The following is a 20747-nucleotide window of genomic DNA, read 5'->3' as shown; positions in this document are numbered from 1 at the left end:
CGGGGGCACTATCGTTTCGGCGTGCACATCCGTTTCGACGTCCCGGCAGATCCGGCCTACCCGGGCCAGGTGGCCGCCGCGCTCAGCCGGGTCCGGCTGCGCAGGTTCGGCTACATCGGCGCGGTGCTGGCGGTGGTCGGGGCGATCGGTCTCGCCGTCTCCTCGGCGTCCACCTCGGGCGGTCGGATCTCGTCGCTCTGGCTGGCGATGATCGTGGGTGGCCTGCTGTCGATGCTGTACTCGCCGTGGGTCCGCTGGCGGGCCCGGCGCCGCTCCGACCGCTACGCCGTCGAGGGCGGCTACGACATCAGCGACGACAACATCATGATGCGCAGCGGTTCGGAGTCCGGTGGCATCGCCTGGGACGGCGTCGCCCGGGTGACCGAGACCGCGGACTTCTGGATCGTCTACGTCGGCCGGATGCCGGCGACGGTGATCCCACGCCGCCTGATGTCCGCCGCGGACGACGAGACGTTGCGGGCCTTCATGGCCGGGCGTGGGCTGCTCCCGCCGCGCTGAGCCCGCGACCCGGTCCGCCGTGCCGCGCTGAACCCGCGACCCGGTCCGCCGCGCCGCTTCCCACGAGGCGGCGCGGCCGGGGTCACCGGGGCGGGTGGTGCGAGGTCCAGCCCTGCTGGTGCCGGCGTTCGATCCCGTCCAGCAGCAGGTCCAGGGCGAACTCGAACTCGAACTGGTCGTCGCAGCCGGCGCCGACGACGGACGTGTCGTCGTGCGCGGCCGCGGTGGCGATCTCGGCGACGTGCGGGAACCGGGCCGCGAACTCCGGCGGCGGGGCGGTGGGCGGCTCCGACTCGACCGGACCGGACCGGCCGGCGCGTCGGGAGTCGTCGAAGAGTTCCTGGCTGAAGCCCAGGGCGCGGCTGCCCAGGGCGTGCATGACGTGGTGGGTGAGGTCGACCGACAGCCCACCGGACCGCAGCGCGCCGATCACCGAGTCGAGGTAGGCCAGGATGGCCGGCGTCGCCGTGGTCCGCGACTCGACCGCGAGCGCGGCCCAGGGGTGGCGGAGCAGCACCTGCCGGGCCGAGAGGATGCGCTGGCGCAGTGCGGCCTTCCAGTCGAGGCCGGGCACGGGCGGGTCGATCTCGCCGACCACCTCGTCGATCATGCCGGCGATCAGTTCGTCCTTGTTGGCCACGTGCTTGTAGAGGGCCATCGGCACGACGCCGAGCGCCTGGGCGAGGTTGCGCATGCTGAGCGATTCGATGCCGGCCTCGTCGGCCAGCGCGACGGCGGCGCGGAAGATGCGGTCCCTGCTCAGCGGGGTGCGGCGCAGCGTGCCGGTCTGCTCGGCCATCTCGGTCCTCGTCTTCTCTGGCGGGCCGTTGAACCATAACGCCCTTGACAGGTGTACGTCGTACACCTACCGTGAGGGGAGAGGGTGTACGCCGTACACTTCGAGGGAGGCAGGGATGAAGGCCATCGTTCAGGACCGGTACGGTCCGCCCGAGACGCTCGCGCTGGCGGACGTCGACCCGCCCGTGCCCGCCGCCGACGAGGTGCTCGTACGGGTGGAGGCAGCCGCGCTCAACGCGTACGACTGGCACGTGATGCGCGGCGATCCGCTGCTGGCCCGGTTGGCGCTGGGCCGGTCGAGGCCGCGGGCGCGGATACGGGGCCGCGACTTCGCCGGCCGGGTCCACGCCGTCGGCGCCCGGGTCCGGCACCTGCGCCCGGGCGACGCCGTCTTCGGCGATCTCGGCGACGCCAACGGCGCGTTCGCCGAATACGTCTGCGTGGCCGAGACGATGGTCGCGCCGAAGCCGGCCAACCTGACCCCGCAGCAGGCGGCCACCCTCCCGCTGGCCGGCAGCACCGCGCTGCTGGGACTGCGCGACGCCGGTCGGCTGGCCCCCGGCCAGCGGGTGCTCATCAACGGCGCCTCCGGCGGCGTCGGCACCCTGGCGGTCCAACTCGCCAAGGCGCTCGGCGCCACGGTCACCGGGGTGTGCAGCACCCGCAACGTCGATCTCGTCCGCTCGCTGGGCGCCGACCACGTGGTGGACTACCGCCGCGACGACTTCACCCGCCAGGACCGCCGGTACGACCTGGTTTTCGACCTGGTCGGCAACCACTCGCTGACCGCGCTGCGCCGGGCGCTCACGCCGACCGGGACGCTCGTGCTCTGCGGCGGCGGGGTGTACCGCGGCGGCAGCCTCCTCGGCCCGGTCGCCCTCATCACCCGCGGCCGGTTGCTCGCCCCCTTCGTCCGCCAGCGCATCGTCGCGCCGGCGACGGCGCCCGGGCGGTCGTACCTCGACACGCTGCGCGGCTACGCCGAGGCCGGCCGGCTCACCCCGGTCATCGACCGGTCCTACCCGCTGCCCGAGGTGCCGGCGGCGCTCCGGTACCTCGAGAACGAACACGCGCGGGCGAAGGTGGTGATCACCGTCTGACCACCGGTCGGCCCCTGGGCACCCCCCGTCCGCGTCGCCCCGAGTACGAGAATCGGCGGAGAAGTCCGGGCCGGGCGGGTCGGATCGCGGCGGTGGCGTTCGTAGCAGGGGTGCCCGGCCGGCCGAGGGCCGGCCGCCCGACGACAGGAGATGACCCCGATGGCGCAGTACCTGATGTCCGTTCTCGCCGACACCGCCGGCCTCGCCACCGAGGCCGAGCAGGCCGCGATCGACGACTTCAACGACCAGCTCCGGTCCGGCGGGCACTGGGTCTTCGCCGGCGGCCTGGCCGCGCCCGACACGGCCACCGTCGTCGACGGCCGGGACGGCGAGCCGGTGTTCACCGACGGGCCCTACCTGGAGTCGAAGGAGCACGTGGCCGGCTTCTGGATCATCGAGGCCCCGCACCTCGACGCGGCGCTCCGGCTCGCCGCGCTCGGGTCGAAGCACTGCAACCGCCGGGTCGAGCTGCGGCCGTTCCTGGGTTGATGACCGACATCGGCGAGGCGATCAGCCGGGTCCACCGCGAGGAGTGGGCCCGGGTGGTCGCGACCCTGGCCCGGCGACTCGGTGACCTCGACATCGCCGAGGAGATGGCCGCCGAGGCGTTCGCCGTCGCGGTCGAACGCTGGCCGGTCGACGGGGTCCCGCCGAATCCCGGCGCGTGGCTGACCACCACCGCCCACCGTCGGGCCATCGACCGCCTCCGCCGCGAGGTCAGGCGCGAGGAATGGCACCGGGAGGCACGCATGCTGGCCGACACCCCCGAGCCGCTCGGCGCCATCGACGACGACCGGCTCCGGCTCATCTTCACCTGCTGCCACCCGGCGCTCGCCATGCCGGCGCGGATCGCGCTGACCCTACGGATGGTCGGTGGGCTCACCGTGCCCGAGATCGCCCGCGCGTTCCTGGTCCACGAGACCGCCATGGGCCGGCGGATCACCCGCGCGAAGACGAAGATCAAGGCCGCCCGGATCCCGTACGGAGTGCCGTTCCGGGACGACCTCCCGGCCCGGGTCTCCGGGGTGCTCGCCGTGCTCTACCTGATCTTCAACGAGGGCTACCTGGCCTCCGACCCCGGCAGCGAGCCGGTACGCCACGACCTGACCGCCGAGGCGATCCGGCTGACCCGGCTGGTGGTCGCCCTGCTGCCGGCCGACGGCGAGGCCGTCGGCCTGCTGGCGCTGATGCTGCTGACGGAGTCGCGCCGGGCCGCGCGGGTGTCGCCGGGCGGTGAGCTCATCGCGCTGAGGGACCAGGACCGCGGCGCCTGGGACCGCGAGCTGATCGCCGAGGGCCACGCCCTGGTCCGCGCGCGGCTGGCCACCGGGCAGCCGCCCGGGCGCTACCAGATCCTCGCCGCGATCAACGCCGTCCACACCGACGCCCCGGACGCCCGGGACACCGACTGGTCGCAGATCGTCGCGCTCTACGACCAGCTGCTGCGACTCGACCCCACGCCGATCGTGCGACTCAACCGGGCCATCGCGGTCGCCGAACTCGACGGCCCGCAGCTCGGGCTGGCGGAGGTGGACGCGTTGCCGCTGGACGGCTACCACGCCTACCACGCCACCCGCGCCGAGCTGCTGCGCCGGCTGGGCCGCAGCGGGGAGTCGCGGGCGGCGTACGGGCGGGCCATCGAACTGGCCGGCAACACCGCCGAGCGGGCCTACCTCACCCGTCGCCGCGACCAGCTGGCCGGCCCGTGACCGACCGCCCGGTCACCGCCGGTCCTGCGGCGGGTGGATCCAGGTAGCCGGGGTCAACCGGTCCACCCGCCAGTCGGCCGCCGCGGCGGTGGCCGCCACCGCTTCCGCGTCCGGCCCCTCGACGAACGCGAGCACGACCTGGTCGGCCGGCAGATGGACCGCCGCGACCAGCCGGGTGTCCGCCGTCGGCGCGATCGGCACCGCCTCGGGCGCCGGGGCGTCGCCGGAGCGGTCGTAACGTTCCAGGACGAACAGCCGACGAGTCATGCCGGAACGGTACGGCGCGCCGGCCGCCGAGGAATCCGGCGTTTCCCTAGCGATTGTCCGCCGGCCGGCCGGCCATCGCGGCGCCCAGCTCGGCCCGGCTGGCGATGCCCAGCTTCCGGTAGACGCGGGCCAGGTTCGCCTCCACCGTCTTCGGGCTGATGAACAGCTCGTCGGCGATGTGCCGGTTGGTCCGGCCCTGGGCGGCGAGCCGCGCCACCCGCTCCTCCGTCGCGGTCAGCTCCAGCGGGGCCGGGGGACGACCGCCGATCCGGCCCTGCTCCGCGCGGGCCCGCTCCGCGAAGGCCCGCGCGCCGATCGCGTCGAACTCCGTCGCGGCGGCGCGCAGCGCGTCCCGCGCCGCCCGCTTGCGCCGGGCCCGCCGGTGCACGACGCCGGCGACGAGCAGGCAACGGGCGCGGTCCAGCGGCAGCACCCCCACCGGCACGCTCGCCCGCGCCGCGGCGAGTGCGTCGAGCGCGGCCAGCGGGTCGACCCCGCTCGCGCTGTCCAGCAACACCCGGCTGCGGGCCAGCCCCAGCGTCGTCCACGGCCGGGACAGCCGTTCGTGCCGCTCCGCGAGCCGGGCCAGCGCCGTGCGGGCCGTCGCCAGGTCACCGGCGCGCACGCACGCCTCGATCCAGTCCGGCTCGAAGCGCTGCGCGAGCGGCTCGACCAGGCCCAGCTCGTCGACGTCGGCGGCGAGGCTGCCGTACGCCCGGGCGGCCTCGTCCGTGCGGCCCGCGCAGAGCGCCACGAAGGCGGCCAGGTGCCGGTAGATCCGGCGGACCCAGCCGTCGCCGGTGTCCTCGGCGCGTCGCAGCCCGGCCTCGGCGACCGCGCCGGCCTCGGCCAGCCTGCCCCGGTGCGCGTCGAGCAGCCCCGCCAGCCACCGCTCACCGTTGAGCCCGGTGCCGAGCTGCTCGCCGAGATCCCGGGCCGCGGCGACGTGCCGCTCGGCGGCCGGCCAGCAGCCGGCCAGCAGCTCGGTCTCGCCGAGATGACTGAGCAGCTCGTGCTGCAACGGCTGATCGCCGCGCGCGGTGGCCCGGCCGAGCATCCAGTGCAACCGCTGCCGGGCCCGGTCGGCGTCGTCGATGGACTTCCACCAGACCGCGGGTATCGTGCCGGCCAGCCAGGACGGCTCGTCGCCCTCCATCGCCAGCGCCCGGTCCATCAGCTCGGTACGGGCCGGGCGCCCGGCCCGTACCTCCTGGAAGAACAACTGCAGCAGCGCGGCGGCGGCCAGCCCGCGGTCGTCCGCCCGATCAGCGAGCAGGGCGACGGCCGCCTCCGCGTGCCGACGCGCGGGCCCCGGCGCGTCGCGGAACCCGGCCAGGTGCGCGTGGATCCGCCCGGCCAGCGGCGACTGCGGCGGCACCGCCGCCAGCGCCCGCTCGGCCGCCCCGACCGCCACCTCGCCCGGCTCGTCGGCGCTCCACGCCACGATCGCCCGCAACAGCAGCGACTCGGCGCGCAGCTCACCGGCGAACTCGTCGGCGATCGTCTCGGCCGCGGCGCCCGCCGCCGCGTAGTCGCCGCTGTCGTACCGGCAGCGCGCCGCGGACAGCCGCAGCCGGCCCCGGCCGGCCGGATCCTGGGCCGGGACGAGCGCCACGGCCCGCTCGAAGAGCTGCGCGGCGACCTCCGGCGCGCCCCGGGCGTGCTGCCGCTCGGCGGCGCGGGCGATCACGCCGGCGACCGCGAGGTCCGGGCCGACCGTGCAGAGCGCGAGGTGACGGGCCCGCTCGTCCGGGTCGGCGACGACGTCGGCCAGCGCCCGGTGCAGCCGGCGGCGGATTCCCGGCGAGCTGGCCGAGCGGACCGTCGACGCGTACACCGGATGGGTGAACTCGACCGCGACCGGCGTCACGACGAGCAGCCCGGCCTCCTCCGCCGGGTCGAACGCGGCCGGCCGCACCCCGGCGGCGGTCAGGTCGCGCAGCGTCGGGACGGCGAGCAGCGCCGCCAACCGCACCGCGTGCAGGGTCTCGGTGGGCAACCCGGCCAGCACCTCGCCGAGCAGCTGCTGCATCGAGGTGGCCACCGGCAGGTCCTCGCCCGGCGACGGCGGCCGGGGCAGCCGCAGCACGGCCCGGGCCAGCTCGATCGCGAGCAGCGGGTTGCCGCCCGCGTCCCGGGCGATCCGGGCCAGCAGCGGACGGCCCAGCGCGGCGCCGAGCCGGTTGCGCAGGATGTGGTGCAGCGCCCCCACCCCCAACGGCTCCACGCCGATCCGGGTGAGCCGGCCGCCGGCTGGGCCCTGGCCCAGCCCGAGTGGCACGACCTCCGGCCCCGCCTCGGCCCGGCGGCAGGTGACCAGCGTGGCCAGCCGGGGCGTCACCCGGCGCAGCGCGAACCGCAGGGCCCGTTCGCTGGCCCGGTCCAGCCACGGCGCGTCGTCGATCGCGACCAGCACCGGCGCCCCGCTGTCCACCGCCGCGTCCAGCAGCGAGCGGGTGGCGGCGCCGATGACCCGCTCGTCGACCGGCTCGTCGCTGTCGGCGGAGAGCAGCACCATCTCGGCGGCGCGGCGCTGCGGGCCGGGCAGCCCGGCCGCCTGCGCGGCGAGAGGGCGGAGCACGTCGGCCAGCGCCGCGAACGGCAGATCCCGCTCGGATTCGGTCGGCGCGCAGGCGAGCACCAGCCACCCCGCCCGCTCCGCCTGGGCCACCAGCGCCCGCCACAGGGTCGTCTTCCCGATGCCGGCGGGCCCGTCCAGCAGCACCACGCCGGTCTCGCCGAGACAGCGCCACGCCTGGTCGATCACCGCGTCGCGGCCGACGGTCTCGCCCAGCACGTGATCAATACTGGCACGGGCCCGGACCACGAACCAGGACCGCTCCGGTGGGCCCGGACTGCCGATCCGGATGAATCCGGTGGGCTCAGAGCCGGCCGGCGACCGTACGGGCGACCGTCTCCAGTGGCTTGCGGTTCTCGGCCGGGTCGTTGAGGCGTACCAGCCGGACGGTCACCCAGCGGCCGGACTTGTTGACGAAGACCGCCTCGCCGGTGGCGTACGCCTCGTCACCGACACCCGACAGCGGCCGCAGTTCGTGCCCGAGGTCGCGTTCGATGTCGAGGTACTTCTTCGCCCCGTCGCCGACGTAGACCTCCACCTGGGCGGTCGGGCCGGTGACCGGGCCGGAGTAGGTGCAGCTGTCCTGGACCGGCTTCGCGTCCGCCAGGGCGGTGCCGGCCAGCCGCTCCGCCTCCGCCTTGGACACCAGCGCGCACGGGTCGACGGCGGCGGCCGGGCTGGGGGCGGCCTCCTCCGTGGCGACCGTGGGCGCGTCGGCGCCGGCCGGCTGGTCGGTGGCGGGGGGCGCGGATCGGGGTGCGCTGTCGGAGCCGGCGCAGCCGACCCCGGCGAGCAGCGGGAGCGTGGCCAGGGCCAGCGCGGCGAGTCGGCGGTACGGGCGGGTGTCGTTCATCGTCGCGGATCTCCCCATCGTCGGACCGGCCGTCGAACAGACCCGCCGACCGGCTCGGCGAGCGGCGCCAGGTGATGCGTCGAACGGTAGGACCCGACGGGCCGTGAGGAATCGGGGGTTTCCCTCTCCTTCGGCCGGAGCCGGCTCTGCATAGGGAATCACCCGATTCGGTGGCGGGGCCCTCGCGCCTAGCGTCGGCGGGCATGAGCACCCAAGCGTCCCGACCCGAGCGCGCCGGCCCGGCCGGCCTGCTCCGTCACCGGCTCGCCGGCGCCGCCGCACTGGTCTGTCTCGTCGCGCTGACCGCCGGGTGCGGGATGCTCGACCCGGCCCGTTCCGGCCCCGCCGACGCGGCGGACCGGCGGTACGGGTACGCCCCCAGGCCGGACCGCTCGGTGGTGTACCAGCCGGACGTCGTGCTCGTCGCCGGGGGCGGCGACGCGATCCGCTCGGTGAGCGCGGACGGGTTCACCTACGTGCTCGACGGTGACGCCGCCGGCGTGGGCGATCTCGCGCCCGGAAAGATCATGTTCGCCACGAGCGAGGCGCTCGGCCGGGTGGTGCGGGTCGAACGGGCCCGGGGCGACCTGGCGGTCACCCTGGCCCCCGTCGAGCTGACCGACGTGGTACGCGACGGCCACTTCACCATCGACCAGGCGCTGGATCTCCAGGCGCAGACCTTCGGCCCGCTGCCCGACCTGCTGGGGGAGGTCGCCGGCGAGGCACCCGCCACGCCGGTCCTGCCGGACCCCGAGCAGGCCACCGGGCTGGGCACGAACGCCATCGGGGCGGGCGGTCTGCGGCTCGCCGTGCCGCCGCTCGCGCTCGGGCCGGCCCGCGCGCCGGGAGCGGGCGCGGCCAGCAGCGCCAAACGGAAGGTCGGCGCCTGGGACGTGACGGCCTACAAGGACAACGCGAAGCTGGGGCTCAGCGCCGAGCACTCGACCGCCGCGGCCGGCCTGCGGGTCGACTTCGACATCCAGTTGCTGGTCCGCAACCTGCGCGTCCGCGGTGACCTGCGGGTGACCAACGGCGTCATCCCGCACCCCTCGTTCCGCATCGACGGGGTCGAGGGACTCGCCGTGACGATCGCCGCCGGCGCACAGGGCGGGCTCAGCGACAACAAGAAGGCGAAGATCGAGTTTCCGATCGAGGTGAAGCAGCCCATCATCATCGGCGGCTTCCCCGCCACGTTGAAACAGACCTTCAAGTTCCTCGTCGAGACGGCGTTCACGGCGAAGAACGGCAACATCTCCGCGACCGGCCGATGGGGACTCGCCGGGCCGATCGGCTACGCCGGCTCGTCCGTGCTGACGCCCACCTTCTCCGTGCGGGAGAGCATCATGCAGTCCCTGCGCGGCGTGTCCATCGGCGTCGAGGCGATCGTCCTCGCGGTCGAGTTCCGCTTCGGGTTCCTGATCGGCCTGCCGGTGGCGGGGGCCGGGCCGTTCGTCGCGATCGTGGCCTCGGTGGGCCTGACCAACGGTTCGGCGGCCGGCCGGGTGGGGCTGCCGCTGGCCGGACCGGCGGTGAAGTGCCGCGGGTCCACGCTGGTCGCCACCGTCCGCGCCGGGGAGGGCATCAGCATGTCCGAACCGTTGGCGAAGGCCATCGAGCACGTGCTGAAGGTCTCCGTGCCGAAGGAGGCCGACTTCGTCAAGAAGGACATCGTGAACCGCACCGTCGTCGAACCGGACGTGCCCCTCTGCCGGGACTGACGGCCACCGAGACATCCGGCCCGGGCCCGACGAAGTCGCGACCGGGACCGACAGGCGAACCGATCAGGAAGGAATGACCCATGGGGATGTTCAGGAAGCTGGCCCAGGTCGCGCTCGTCGGAGGCGCGCTCACCCTGGTCGTGGCGTGTGGCAGCGACGGCGGCCCGGCCGCGTCCGGACCGGTGCGCGTGCCGGCGGCCGGGGACGAGGCCGCCGACGCCGGGACCGGCGCCGACGGCGACGAGTGCGGGCGCCTGCCGGCGAACGAGGTCGCCGAGGTGATCGGCCCGAACGACGGCGGGCAGCACGACTACGCGCTCGGCGGGTGCATCTGGACGGCGTCCTCCGGGCCCAAGGACGGCATCGTGGAGGCGGTCTCCGCGACCGTGCTGCCCAAGGAGCAGTACGAGGCGGTGGCCGATGCCGGCAGCCCGGTGAGCGGATCCGCCGACGGGGCCACCTACAACGACATCCACGGTGAGCTGTGGTTCCCGTGCCGCAGCGGCGACTTCTGCGGGATCAAGGTGAGCATCAGCGACCCGGACAAGCGCAAGGACGCCGCGCTCCGGCTGGGCAAGGTCCTGCAGGGCAAGGTGTAGCGCCCGCGCCAGCTAGCCGCCGTGCTGGCGGCGCACCATCTCGGCGATCCAGGCGGGCGCGTACGGGGACGTGCAGCCCGGCGAGGTCGGGTAGTCCTTGAGCACCGCCAGCCGCTCGCCGATGGCGATCGCCCGCGCCCGGTGCTCGGGATGGTCGATGCCGATCTGCGCCAGACAGTGGTTCATCGCCCACTGCAGGCGCTCCGGCGCCGGCTTCAACTCCGCCTCGATGACGTCGAGCAGACCCGCGAGATCGAGGCCCGCGGGCCGGCGCGCCACGCGCTCGGTGGTCAGTGCCCAGCCCGCACTGGCCACCACCGGATCCGCGTCCGCGGACCAGGCCAGGCGCAGCCGCTCGGCGTGCGGGCTCTTCTTCACCACGTAGTTGACCAGCCAGTCGTGCACCTTCGGGGTGCGCGCCTCGCGGAGCATCCCGTCCAACTCGTCCGGCTCGAACGCCTTCGGCCGGCAGATCAGGATTGCCAGCAGCCGCGCCGCGCTGTCACCGCTGCGCCAGAGTTGGCGCGCCAGCTCTGGCTGCGTACCGAGCCGCTTGGCGAGCGTGCGCAGGCTGCCGAGGTTCACCCCGTGGTCGTCACCGTGCCTGCTGTTGACCGCGCGGGCCTTCGGGTCATCGAGCGCGGCGAGCTCGGCCAGCACCTCGGTCACCGTCGTCCCGGTGGGTGTCGTCCCAACCACCGCAGCCTCCTGTCCCGTACGTCCGATCCGGCGCCCCGAGGGGCCCGCCCACCAGCCTCAGCCGGGGCCGGCTCACAGCCAGGGCGGTGGGCCCTCAAACCGGAGGGCGTGCACGTCGAACAGGACGGCCTCGGCCACGCCCAGCGCCGGCCCGCCCAGCCGGGCCGCCCAGGTGAGGAACGGCCCGGGTTCGGGGCCTGCCACGCCCAGGCCCTTGGTGTACTCGGCGTGCGCGGCCAGCGAGGCGATGCCGCGCCGCAACGGCTCACCCGTGACGTCGACACCGTGCGTGGGGCGCTCGGCGCCGGCGAAGCAGACGTAGCGCACCCCGTCCCAGGGCGACAGCCCCTCGTCCGCCAGCTCGGTGAAGATCCACCGGTTGCCGGCGTCGCGCGCCGCGTCCAACGCGGCCAGCCCCACCGCCCGGTGATCGGCCTGGTTGGTCATGCCGCCCACCATCCGGATGTCGAACGCGCCGGAGACGATGACGTCCGGCCGGTGCCGGCGGATCGCCCGGACGATGTCCCGACGCAGGTCCGGCCCGTACTCGACGACGCCGTCGCGGTGTGCGAGGAACTCCACGACGTCCACGCCGACCTCCCGGGCGGCGGCGCGCTGCTCCCGCTCGCGCAACGGCCCGGCCTCGTCGGGGTGCACGGCGTCGATCCCCGCTTCGCCCCGGGTGGCCAGCAGGTAGGTGACCTGCTTGCCCTGCGCGGTCCAGCGGGCGATCGCCGAGGCCGTGCCGTACTCGATGTCGTCGGGGTGCGCGGCCACCGCGAGGCAGCGGTCCCAGTCCTCCGGCAGTGCCGGCAGCAACTCCTCCACGTTGCCCACCGTAGCCGCCGCCGCGCCGATCCGGCACCGCCGTGTCGCCGACCCGTACCTCGGCCGGGCAGCGATACTGGGCGGGTGGACCCCAGTCGGCTGCACCCGCAGGCACGGGCCGCGATGCAGGTCCAGCAGCGGGTCCCGCTCACCCGGGCGACCCTGCCGGCGGCGCGGCTGAGCATGGTCCGGGCCACGCCCGACGAGGTGGGCGGCGGGCCGGCGATCCGCTCGGTGGTGAGCGTCGACGCGGGCGGGGTGCCCGCCCGCCTCTACCGCGACGCCGGCGACGACCCGCTGCCGGTGGTCCTCTACGCCCACGGCGGCGGCTGGGTGATGGGCGGCGTCGAGACCCACGACGGGTGGTGCCGGCACCTCGCGGCCGCGTCCGGCTGGGCCGTGCTCTCCGTCGACTACCGGCTCGCCCCCGAGCACCCGTACCCGGCCGCGGTCGACGACATGGCGGGCGCGCTCGGCTGGCTGCGCGGGCCCGGGGCGGTGGGGTACGGCCTCGACCCGGGCCGGATCGCGGTGGCCGGTGACTCGGTGGGCGGGCACCTGGCGGCGGTGACCGCGCGGCGGGCCCGGGACGCGGGCATCCGCCTGGCCGGCCAGCTGCTCAGCTGCCCGGTCATCGACCCCGCGGCCGACTACCCGCCGCTGGACGAGTACGGCCTGGACCGGGAGGAGATGCGGTTCTTCTGGGACGCGTACGCGCCCGCCGGGGTGGACCGGACCCACCCGGACCTGGACCCGCTGCGCGCGGACCTCACCGGCCTGCCGCCGGCCGTGGTCATCACGGCCGAGCTCGACCTGCTGGCCGCCGAGGGGGAACGGTACGCCGCCGCGCTGTTGGCGGCCGGCGTGCCGGTCACCGCCACCCGCTACCAGGGGCTCATCCACAACTTCCCGCGCAAGCTCGCCCTCTTCGACGCCGCCCACCTCGCCCTGGCCCAGCTGGCCGCCGCGCTGCGCCGGTGGTGACCCGCCGGGAGGGGTTCGCGCCGAAACGGGTCGGTGGCCCGCCGATGAGTTTGGAATGCTGCGACGGTCTACCCGTCGACTGGACGCGACTTGAAGGGACTTCCGATGGCAAAGGTCATCTCCACGCTGTTCATCTCCGCCGACGGTGTCGCCGAAATCGACCCGGACTGGCACTTCCCGTACTTCGACGAGAACATGGGCCGGGCCGTCACCGAGGACTACGACACCGCCGACGTGCTGCTCATCGGCCGGGTGACGTACGACAGCTTCGCCGGGGCCTGGCCCGAGCGGGAGGCCGCGGGCGGCGACGACGCCGGCTTCGCCAAGCAGCTCGGTGACGTGCGCAAGGTGGTCGTCTCGCGGCAGCCGCTGACCTTCTCCTGGCGCAACTCGGAGCTGGTCGACGGCGATCTCGTGGCGGCCGTCCGCGCGCTCAAGGCCGACGCCGGCAGCAAGGGCATCCTCATCCCCGGGTCCATCTCCGTGGTGCAGCAGCTGCTCGCGGCCGGGCTGGTCGACGAGCTGCGCCTGCTGGTGCACCCGGTCGCCGCGCGCAAGGGGCGCAAGCTGTTCGACGACGGCGACACGCCGTATCACCTGCGGGTGACCGCGACCGAGGTGTTCCCGACGGGTGTGCTGCGGGTGATCTACGCCCCGGCCGAGGCGCCGGGCAAGGTCGGCTACGACGACGTCCGGGACCAGGTGCCGTCGGGCAACTGAACGGCCACCGCCGGGACGTCGCGGTCCGGGTCGGCCGTCGGGGTGTGGCGGTCGGCCTAAGGTGGTGGGATGGCTGAACGACCATTGACCCTGATGGCGGTGCACGCGCACCCCGACGACGAGGCGACGAGCACCGGCGGGATCCTCGCCCGTTACGCGGCGGAGGGCGTGACGACGGTGCTGGTGACCTGCACGGACGGTCGGTGCGGCGACGGGCCCGGCGGGACCAAGCCGGGCGAGCCGGGGCACGACCCGGGCACGGTGGTGACGATGCGCCAGGCCGAGCTGACGGCCAGTTGCGCGGCGTTGAAGGTCACCCACCTGGAGACGCTCGGCTATGCCGACTCCGGGATGATGGGGTGGCCGGCCAACGACGCCCCCGGGGCCTTCTGGACCACCCCGGTGGCGGCGGCGGCCGACCGGCTGGCCGAGTTGATCCGGCGTTACCGGCCCGACGTGGTGGTGACCTACGACGAGAACGGCTTCTACGGCCACCCGGACCACATCCAGGCCCACCGGGTCACGATGGCCGCCGTCGAGCAGACGGGCATCCCCGCGAAGGTCTACTGGACCACCGTGCCGCGCAGCGCGTTCCGGCAGTTCGGGCAGGTCATGAAGGAGATCGGCGTCGAGTTCCCCGAGCCGGACGGGCAGCCGGAGCTGGGCCTGCCGGACGACGAGATCACCACCTGGGTGGACATCAGCGCCTACGGCGGGCAGAAGTTCGAGTCGCTGGCCGCGCACGCCAGCCAGGCCGAGAACATCTTCTTCCTGCAACTGGGCGAGGAGCGGTTCACCGAGCTGATGGGCGTGGAGACCTTCGTCCGGGTCCGGGACAGCACCGGTGCGCCCGTTCCGGAGGACGACCTGTTCGCCGGGCTGCGCTGACCGGGAGACCGGTACCGGCCGGCACGCCGGGGATGCCCACGGGTTGAGCATCCCCGGCGTGGCCCGGCGTCAGCCGATCGTGCAGGGCGCGCCGTTGAGGGTGAACGAGGTCGGCGCGGCCGGGTTACCGGTGTGCGTGGCCTGGAAGCCGATGGTGACGGATCCGTTGGCCGGGATGGTGGGGTTGTAGGCGACGTTCCGGGCCGTGACCTGGCCGGAGGCGGGGGAGTAGGAGGCGTTCCAGCCCGAGGTGATGGTCTGCCCGCCGGGCAGGGTGAACCCCAGGGACCAGCCGTTGACGGTGCTCGTGCCGGTGTTGGTGACGATGATGTTCTCGGTCAGCCCGTTGTTCCAGGCGTTGACGGCCACGGCCACCCGGCAGGCCCCGCCGCCCGGCGATCCCGTCGGGCTCGGGGAGAACGTCGGGCTCGGGGAGAGGGTCGGGCTCGGCGACAGCGTCGGGCTCGGCGAGGTCGTGGGGCTCGCCGAGATCGTCGGGCTCGCCGAGACGGTCGGGCTGGGCGGGGCGGTCAGGCCGAAGAAGCCGATGGCGACGGCGGCCATGCCGCTGGACGGCAGGCTGTGCCCGGCGCCCTGGATGCTGTACGCCTCGACCTGGACGGTCCCGCCCGCGTCGGCGTACCGGCGGCGGTTCCAGTTGGTCTGCGGCGTGTCGGTGGAGGTCGGCGTCTGGCTGAGCCCGAACACGTTGGTCCACTGCTCGATGGTCTCCTGCAGCAGCTGGTACGGCACGAGCGTGTCACTGGTGCCGTGCCACAGCTGCACCCGCGGGCGAGGGCCGGTGTAGCCGGGGTAGGCCTGGCGGACGGCGTCGCCCCACTGCTGCGGCGTCCGGTTCATGTTGCCGCCGGTGCACTGGCTGGAACCGGGCGGGTAGTCCGCCGCGTTGGCGAAGCAGTTGAAGGGCACCCCCATGAAGGCGGCGCCGGCCTTGAACACGTCGGGGTAGAGGGCCAGCATGTGGTTGGTCATCATGCCGCCGGACGAGCTGCCGGTGGCGTAGACCCGGTCGGGGTCGGCGCTGTACCGCTGCTGCACGTACTGGATCATGGAGATGATCGACACCGGGTCGCTGCCGCCGCCGCGCCGCTTGGCAGCGTCGGACCAGGTGTCGAAGCAGTTGCCGAAGCCGGCCTGCTGGGTCGCGGTCGGGTAGATCACGATGAAGCCGTACCGGTCGGCGAGGCTGGCGAATTCGCTGCCGGAGTAGAAGCCGGGGCCCGATCCACCGCAGCCGTGCATGGCCACCACGGTCGCCGGTCGGGCCGGGCGGGAGTCGGGAACGTAGACATGCATGCGCATCCCGCCGGGGTTGTCGCCGAAGCTGGTCACCTCGACCAGCGACGCCGCGTACGCGGGACGCAGGGTGGGTAGCACCAGGCCGGCGGCGGTCAACGACGCGGCCAGCACGAGCAGCAGTCTTCTTCTGATGGTCACGGGGACGACTCCTTCTATCACCTGTACAGGCGGAGGTCGGGCACGCGCGGTGCGGTCGCGGGAACGCCCGGTTCCCCGCGGTGATCGCGCCCTGCCCGCGTTCGGGGTGGCTCGCCCTGCCCGGCTCCGGATGGCGATGTATGGCAAATAGTGTTCCTGTCGGTCCACAAAGTGTCAATCGACGTAACTCGATGCAGCCGGCCCGTCGCGGCCGGCTTCCGGCGGGCTGGAGTCGTGGCACCCGTCCGGTCGGGTCGCGGGGCGCCGTGGCGGGCGCCTTCGCCATCGGGGGAGCGGTATGCGAGGACGAGGGAGCCGCGCGCTGCGGCCGCGGTTCGGGCCGTCCCGGCCGGCACGAAGATCAAGCTGGCGCAGCGACAGCGGGTGCGGCGGCGACCCTTGCTGGCGGATCACGTCCTGCGCGCCGGTGCCGCGCTGCCGTCCGTCGCCGTCGTCGCGCTGATCAGGGGCTGTGCCGGCGGCGGGCTGCCCGGCATCCGGGCGCAGCTCACGGCGGGCCTTCTCGCGGCGTGCGCGGGCACCCGAACACTCCCGCCATCGACGCCGCTGTGCTTTAATCAGGTTACGTCGATGTTATCGATAACATCCCTGCCGAGGCGCCACCACCGCAGGCATTCCGGCAGCCTGGCCCGCCAGGACTCACCGGTCCTCCGGGTGTCGTCGGCATCAGCTCCTGCCGCGGATGTTAACGCATCCATCGGCGGCCATCACCCATGAGGCCGCGCCACCGGCGCGGCGCCAAGGTATCCGAGGAGCCGTCATGGTGGTCTCTCCCGCCCGGCCCGTCCGGTCCACATTGTCGCGTCCACTGCGGTGGGCGCTGGCGCTCGTCCTGGTCGTCGGCGGCCTGGCCCTGGTGGCCCGAAGCCACCCGGCCGTCGCCGCCGCCGGGCCCGGTTCGATCGTCGGCGTGCAGTCCGGTCGCTGCGTCGACGTGCCGAACGGCAGCACCACCAACGGCACCCAGGTCCAGCTCTACGACTGTTGGGGCGGTGCCGGGCAGACCTGGACGTACACGACGGCGCGGCAGTTCACCGGGAACGGTGGCACCTGCCTGGACGCCAACGGTCAGGGCACCAGCCCCGGCACCCAGGTGATCATCTGGGCCTGCAACGGCCAGCTCAACCAGCAGTGGAACGTCAATGCGGACGGCACCATCACCGGTGTCCAGTCCGGACTCTGCCTGGACGCCAACGGCGCCGGCACCGCCAACGGCACCAAGATCATCCTCTGGACCTGTAACGGCCAGGCCAACCAGCGGTGGACCACCTCGACAACCCCGTCGTCCCCGCCGCCCACCTCGCCGCCGCCGGCCGGCGGCCGGCCGTGCGACATCTACGCCGCCGGCGGCACACCGTGCGTCGCCGCGCACAGCACCACCCGGGCATTGTTCTCCGCGTACGCCGGCAACCTCTACCAGGTCCGCCGCTCCTCCGACAGCGCGACGCGTGACATCGGCGTGCTGGGCGCCGGTGGCTACGCCAACGCGACGACCCAGGACAGCTTCTGCGCCGGCACCACCTGCGTCATCACCGTCGTCTACGACCAGTCCGGGCGCGGCAACCACCTGTGGTACCAGGGCTCGCCGCAGGTCCCCGGGTCCACCTCCAGCCGGCCGGCCACCGCGACCAGTGAGTCGCTGACCGTCGGCGGCGCCAAGGCCTACTCGCTCTACATCAACCCCGGCAACAGCTACTGGCGGGACGGGCACACCACCGGCATCCCGACCGGCAGCGCGCCGGAGGGCATGTACATGGTCACCAGCGGCACCCACGTCAACAGCGGCTGCTGCTTCGACTACGGCAACAGCGAGACCACCCGGTCCGCCGACGCCGCCGGCGCGATGGACGCGATCAACTTCAGCACCAGTTGCTGGTTCGGCGGCTGCTCCGGCACCGGCCCCTGGGTCCAGGCGGACCTGGAGTGGGGGCTCTACCCCGGCGGCAGCCAGTCCTGGAACTACAACCAGCGCGCCTTCACCAGCAAGTTCGTCACCGCCACGCTGAAGAACAACGGCACCTCACGGTTCGCCATCAAGGGCAGCAACGCTCAGTCCGGCAGCCTCTACACCCTGTACGACGGCGCGCTGCCGGCCGGCTACAGCCCGATGAAGAAGCAGGGCGCCATCATCCTGGGCAGCGGCGGCGACTGCTGCAAGCCCGGCGGAGGCGCCAACCTCAGCGCGGGCACCTTCTACGAGGGCGCCATGGTGGCGGGCTACCCGTCCGACGCGACCGAGAACGCGGTCCAGAGCGACGTCATCGCGGCCGGCTACCGCTGACCAGCGCCACCCCCCGTGCCACCGCCGATCCGGCTGGGGTGGCCCGTGCTCCCGGGCGTCGCCACACCCCACCGGCCAACCGCAGACCCCGCCGCCCGCCCCGGCGCATCCGCACCACCACCGAAAGGGAATCGCGTATGTCGAGGCTGAGCACACTCCTCCGTCCACCACGACCGCTGGCGGCGCTGGCCGCCGCGGTCCTGGCCACCACCGGCCTGGTGGCGGTGACCGCCGGGCCGGCCCAGGCCGCGACGTCGATCACCATCAACGGATCATCCGGCGGGCAGACGTTCGACGGTGTCGGCGCGGTCAGTGGCGGTGGCGGCAACAGTCGACTGCTCATCGACTACCCGGAGCCGCAGCGGGGCCAGATTCTCGACTACCTGTTCAAGCCCGGCTACGGCGCCGCGCTGCAGATCCTCAAGGTGGAGATGGGCGGGGACACGAACTCCACCAGCGGCTCCGAGCCGAGCCACGAGCACGTCCGCGGCGACCTCAACTGCAACCGTGGCTACCAGTGGTGGATCATGGAGCAGGCCAAGGCCCGCAACCCCAACATCAGGTTGGCGGCGCTGCCCTGGGGTGCCCCGGGGTGGATCGGCAACGGCACCTTCATGTCCCAGGACATGATCAACTACTTCGTGGACTGGCTGGGCTGCGCCCGGCAGCACAACCTGACCATGGACTACATCACCGCCGCGCAGAACGAGAAGCAGACCGACGCGAACTGGACCATCAACCTGCGTAGCGCGTTGAACAGCAACGGCTACAGCGGCGTGAAGATCATCTACGGTGACGACTACCCGGGCAGCTGGGGGCCGGCCAACGCGGTGGCGAGCAACGCCACGCTGCGCAACAGCATCGACGTGCTCAGCGGCCACTACCCGTGTGGCTACCTCAGCGCGCAGACCTCCTGCTCGGTGTCGTCCACCGCCACCAGCACCGGCAAGACGCTGTGGGACAGCGAGGGCGGCTCACAGGACTACAACGACGGCGCCAAGCCACTGGCCCGGGGCATCAACCGCGGCTACATCGACGGCAGGATGGTCGCCTACCTCAACTGGGACCTGATCGCGGCGATCACCCCGAACCTGCCGTGGGCCACCGTCGGGCTGATCCTGGCCAACCAGCCCTGGTCCGGCTGGTACTCCGTCGGCAAGAACACCTGGGCGCTGGCCCACACCGCCCAGTTCACCGCGCCCGGCTGGAAGTACCTGGACTCCGCCACCGGCTACCTCGGCGGCAACCGCGGCAACGGCAGCTACGTGTCGTTGAAGTCGACCAACAACACCGACTACAGCACCATCATCGAGACGATGGACGCCACCAGCGCCCAGCAGCTCAACGTCAGCGTCACCGGCGGCCTCTCCACCGGCCAGGTGCACGTGTGGGCGACCAACCTCAACTCGAACAGCACCAACGACTTCTTCGTGCACACCAGCGACATCACCCCGTCGGGCGGCGCGTACTCGCTGACCCTCCAGCCCGGCTACCTCTACAGCATCACCACCACCACCGGCCAGGGCAAGGGCGCCGCCACCAGCCCCGCCCAGGGCTCGCTGGGGCTGCCGTACCAGGACACCTTCGACAGCTACCCCACCGGCCGGATGCCGAAGTACCTGCAGGACATGCAGGGCGCCTTCGAAACCGTCGGCTGCGGCGGCGGCCGGTCCGGCATCTGCCTGCGGCAGATGTCGCCGCAGGCCCCGATCACCTGGAAGACCCTCGCCGACCCGGCCACCTACGGCGGCAGCCTGGCCTGGGGCAACTACACCGTCTCCGCCGACGCCCTGCTCGAGAAGTCCGGGTACGCGCAGCTGGAGGGTCGGGTCGGCACCACGAACCTCGATCCCATCGGCCGCTACAACGCCTACTTCCTGCGCGTCACCGACGGCGGCTCCTGGTCGATCCTGCGCAACAACACCGCCGGACAACTGACCACCCTGCGCAGCGGCACCGTCGCGGCGCTGGGCACCAACCGCTGGCACAGCCTCTCCCTCGGCTTCTCCGGCAGCACCATCACCGCGACGATCGACGGCACGACGGTCGGCACCGCGAGCGACACCTCCTTCGTGGCCGGCCAGGTGGGCTTCGGCACCAGCCAGGGCCAGACCGCCCAGTTCGACAACCTGTCCGTGGTGGCCGGCCCCGGTGGTGACCCGGGCGGCACCACCGGCTCGCTGCGCAACACCGCCGCCGGCCGGTGCCTCGACGTGCCCAACCAGTCCCAGACCAACGGCACCCAGGTGACGCTCTGGGACTGCAACGGGGGCGCCAACCAGCAGTGGACCTACACCTCCGGCAAGCAGCTGCAGGTGTACGGCAGCAAGTGCCTGGACGCCAACGCCCAGGGCACCACCCCCGGCACCAAGGTGATCATCTGGGACTGCAACGGCGGCACCAACCAGCAGTGGAACGTCAACAGCAACGGCACCATCACCGGCGTCCAGTCCGGCATCTGCCTCGCCCCCAACGGCGGCGGCACCGGCAACAGCACCCCGATCGTCCTTGCCAGCTGCACCGGCGGCAACGACCAGAAGTGGAGCCGGAGTTGAGGCCCGAACCGTCCACCCCCGACTCTCGCGAAAGGTGACAAACATGCCAATGTCCTTTGTGCCCGGCCGGCGCGGACCGCGTCTCGCGGCGCGACCCGCCGACGTACCGGGGAAGCACGGGAGGCCCGCGCCGCCGGTGCGGGCCAACCGCCGCACCAGGCGGGTGCTGGCC

At 73.4% G+C, this 20747-nt stretch carries 18 protein-coding genes; 11 read left to right on the top strand and 7 right to left on the bottom strand.

All coding sequences use genetic code 11. The annotated features are described in order from the left end of the window. Nucleotides 1-21: 21 nt before the first annotated feature. Nucleotides 22-519, top strand: a complete 498-nt coding sequence (locus tag AB0I11_RS23590; protein WP_357324327.1) for a YcxB family protein — start codon at nt 22-24, stop codon at nt 517-519. A gap of 82 nt (nt 520-601) precedes the next feature. On the opposite strand, the gene AB0I11_RS23585 is transcribed toward AB0I11_RS23590, so the two are convergent. Continuing rightward, complete coding sequence (locus AB0I11_RS23585; protein WP_357324324.1) at nt 602-1318, bottom strand: TetR/AcrR family transcriptional regulator C-terminal domain-containing protein; 717 nt, start codon at nt 1316-1318, stop codon at nt 602-604. 115 nt (nt 1319-1433) lie between these two features. Here AB0I11_RS23585 and AB0I11_RS23580 point away from each other — a divergent pair, with 115 nt between their 5' ends. The 3 genes from AB0I11_RS23580 to AB0I11_RS23570 all read left to right on the top strand — a co-directional run bounded on the left by AB0I11_RS23580 (nt 1434) and on the right by AB0I11_RS23570 (nt 4126). After that, nucleotides 1434-2417: an NAD(P)-dependent alcohol dehydrogenase gene (locus tag AB0I11_RS23580; RefSeq protein ID WP_357324321.1), complete on the top strand. Its 984-nt coding sequence runs from the start codon at nt 1434-1436 to the stop codon at nt 2415-2417. A gap of 159 nt (nt 2418-2576) precedes the next feature. Further along, nucleotides 2577-2906: a YciI family protein gene (locus AB0I11_RS23575; protein WP_357324318.1), complete on the top strand. Its 330-nt coding sequence runs from the start codon at nt 2577-2579 to the stop codon at nt 2904-2906. After that, nucleotides 2906-4126 (top strand): DUF6596 domain-containing protein, encoded by a 1221-nt coding sequence (locus tag AB0I11_RS23570; protein ID WP_357324315.1) that lies wholly within the window; start codon nt 2906-2908, stop codon nt 4124-4126. Before AB0I11_RS23575 ends, AB0I11_RS23570 begins: the two co-directional genes overlap by 1 nt. A 12-nt stretch (nt 4127-4138) precedes the next feature. Here the strand turns inward: AB0I11_RS23570 and AB0I11_RS23565 are convergent, their stop codons facing one another. The 3 genes from AB0I11_RS23565 to AB0I11_RS23555 form a co-directional block, all read right to left on the bottom strand. Then, nucleotides 4139-4393 (bottom strand): hypothetical protein, encoded by a 255-nt coding sequence (locus AB0I11_RS23565; RefSeq protein ID WP_357324312.1) that lies wholly within the window; start codon nt 4391-4393, stop codon nt 4139-4141. Nucleotides 4394-4439: 46 nt separating this feature from the next. Beyond that, nucleotides 4440-7190, bottom strand: a complete 2751-nt coding sequence (locus tag AB0I11_RS23560; RefSeq protein ID WP_357324308.1) for an AAA family ATPase — start codon at nt 7188-7190, stop codon at nt 4440-4442. Nucleotides 7191-7275: 85 nt separating this feature from the next. After that, nucleotides 7276-7824, bottom strand: a complete 549-nt coding sequence (locus tag AB0I11_RS23555; RefSeq protein WP_357324305.1) for a hypothetical protein — start codon at nt 7822-7824, stop codon at nt 7276-7278. Nucleotides 7825-8027: 203 nt separating this feature from the next. Here AB0I11_RS23555 and AB0I11_RS23550 point away from each other — a divergent pair, with 203 nt between their 5' ends. Further along, entirely contained in the window at nt 8028-9542 is a 1515-nt protein-coding gene (locus AB0I11_RS23550; RefSeq protein WP_357324302.1) for a hypothetical protein, read from the top strand. 80 nt (nt 9543-9622) lie between these two features. Next, on the top strand, nt 9623-10141 hold the full coding sequence (locus AB0I11_RS23545; protein WP_357324299.1) for a hypothetical protein: 519 nt from the start codon (nt 9623-9625) through the stop codon (nt 10139-10141). 12 nt (nt 10142-10153) lie between these two features. Here the strand turns inward: AB0I11_RS23545 and AB0I11_RS23540 are convergent, their stop codons facing one another. Together AB0I11_RS23540 and AB0I11_RS23535 are read right to left on the bottom strand one after the other, a co-directional pair. After that, nucleotides 10154-10840: a DNA alkylation repair protein gene (locus tag AB0I11_RS23540; protein WP_357324296.1), complete on the bottom strand. Its 687-nt coding sequence runs from the start codon at nt 10838-10840 to the stop codon at nt 10154-10156. Between the two features lie 72 nt (nt 10841-10912). Next, on the bottom strand, nt 10913-11668 hold the full coding sequence (locus AB0I11_RS23535) for a PIG-L deacetylase family protein (RefSeq protein WP_357324293.1): 756 nt from the start codon (nt 11666-11668) through the stop codon (nt 10913-10915). Between the two features lie 84 nt (nt 11669-11752). Between AB0I11_RS23535 and AB0I11_RS23530 the strand changes: the two genes are divergently transcribed. From AB0I11_RS23530 to AB0I11_RS23520, 3 genes are all read left to right on the top strand, one after another. Next, on the top strand, nt 11753-12652 hold the full coding sequence (locus AB0I11_RS23530; protein ID WP_357324290.1) for an alpha/beta hydrolase: 900 nt from the start codon (nt 11753-11755) through the stop codon (nt 12650-12652). 105 nt (nt 12653-12757) lie between these two features. After that, entirely contained in the window at nt 12758-13372 is a 615-nt protein-coding gene (locus AB0I11_RS23525; protein ID WP_357324287.1) for a dihydrofolate reductase family protein, read from the top strand. 69 nt (nt 13373-13441) lie between these two features. Next, a complete protein-coding gene (locus tag AB0I11_RS23520) occupies nt 13442-14260 on the top strand; it encodes a PIG-L family deacetylase (protein ID WP_357324284.1) in 819 nt (272 codons plus the stop codon). A 69-nt stretch (nt 14261-14329) separates the two neighbouring features. On the opposite strand, the gene AB0I11_RS23515 is transcribed toward AB0I11_RS23520, so the two are convergent. Continuing rightward, complete coding sequence (locus AB0I11_RS23515) at nt 14330-15718, bottom strand: PHB depolymerase family esterase (protein ID WP_357324281.1); 1389 nt, start codon at nt 15716-15718, stop codon at nt 14330-14332. 781 nt (nt 15719-16499) lie between these two features. Here AB0I11_RS23515 and AB0I11_RS23510 point away from each other — a divergent pair. Beyond that, nucleotides 16500-18020 carry an arabinofuranosidase catalytic domain-containing protein gene (locus AB0I11_RS23510; protein ID WP_357324278.1) on the top strand — a complete coding sequence of 507 codons (1521 nt, stop codon included), beginning with the start codon at nt 16500-16502 and terminating at the stop codon, nt 18018-18020. 137 nt (nt 18021-18157) lie between these two features. Next, nucleotides 18158-20575, top strand: a complete 2418-nt coding sequence (locus AB0I11_RS23505; protein WP_357324275.1) for a ricin-type beta-trefoil lectin domain protein — start codon at nt 18158-18160, stop codon at nt 20573-20575. Nucleotides 20576-20747: the final 172 nt, after the last annotated feature.

Origin of the sequence: Micromonospora sp. NPDC050495 (genome assembly GCF_040655175.1) — a bacterium.
Lineage (GTDB): Bacteria > Actinomycetota > Actinomycetes > Mycobacteriales > Micromonosporaceae > Micromonospora.
This window is presented reverse-complemented; position numbering and strand designations above follow the sequence as displayed.

Coding starts and splice junctions, on each gene's coding strand:
- AB0I11_RS23585 (WP_357324324.1), bottom strand. CDS start 1,318: ATGGCCGAGCAGACCGGCACGCTGCGCCGCACCCCGCTGAGCAGGGAC.
- AB0I11_RS23580 (WP_357324321.1), top strand. CDS start 1,434: ATGAAGGCCATCGTTCAGGACCGGTACGGTCCGCCCGAGACGCTCGCG.
- AB0I11_RS23575 (WP_357324318.1), top strand. CDS start 2,577: ATGGCGCAGTACCTGATGTCCGTTCTCGCCGACACCGCCGGCCTCGCC.
- AB0I11_RS23570 (WP_357324315.1), top strand. CDS start 2,906: ATGACCGACATCGGCGAGGCGATCAGCCGGGTCCACCGCGAGGAGTGG.
- AB0I11_RS23565 (WP_357324312.1), bottom strand. CDS start 4,393: ATGACTCGTCGGCTGTTCGTCCTGGAACGTTACGACCGCTCCGGCGAC.
- AB0I11_RS23555 (WP_357324305.1), bottom strand. CDS start 7,824: ATGAACGACACCCGCCCGTACCGCCGACTCGCCGCGCTGGCCCTGGCC.
- AB0I11_RS23550 (WP_357324302.1), top strand. CDS start 8,028: ATGAGCACCCAAGCGTCCCGACCCGAGCGCGCCGGCCCGGCCGGCCTG.
- AB0I11_RS23545 (WP_357324299.1), top strand. CDS start 9,623: ATGGGGATGTTCAGGAAGCTGGCCCAGGTCGCGCTCGTCGGAGGCGCG.
- AB0I11_RS23525 (WP_357324287.1), top strand. CDS start 12,758: ATGGCAAAGGTCATCTCCACGCTGTTCATCTCCGCCGACGGTGTCGCC.
- AB0I11_RS23520 (WP_357324284.1), top strand. CDS start 13,442: ATGGCTGAACGACCATTGACCCTGATGGCGGTGCACGCGCACCCCGAC.
- AB0I11_RS23510 (WP_357324278.1), top strand. CDS start 16,500: ATGGTGGTCTCTCCCGCCCGGCCCGTCCGGTCCACATTGTCGCGTCCA.
- AB0I11_RS23505 (WP_357324275.1), top strand. CDS start 18,158: ATGTCGAGGCTGAGCACACTCCTCCGTCCACCACGACCGCTGGCGGCG.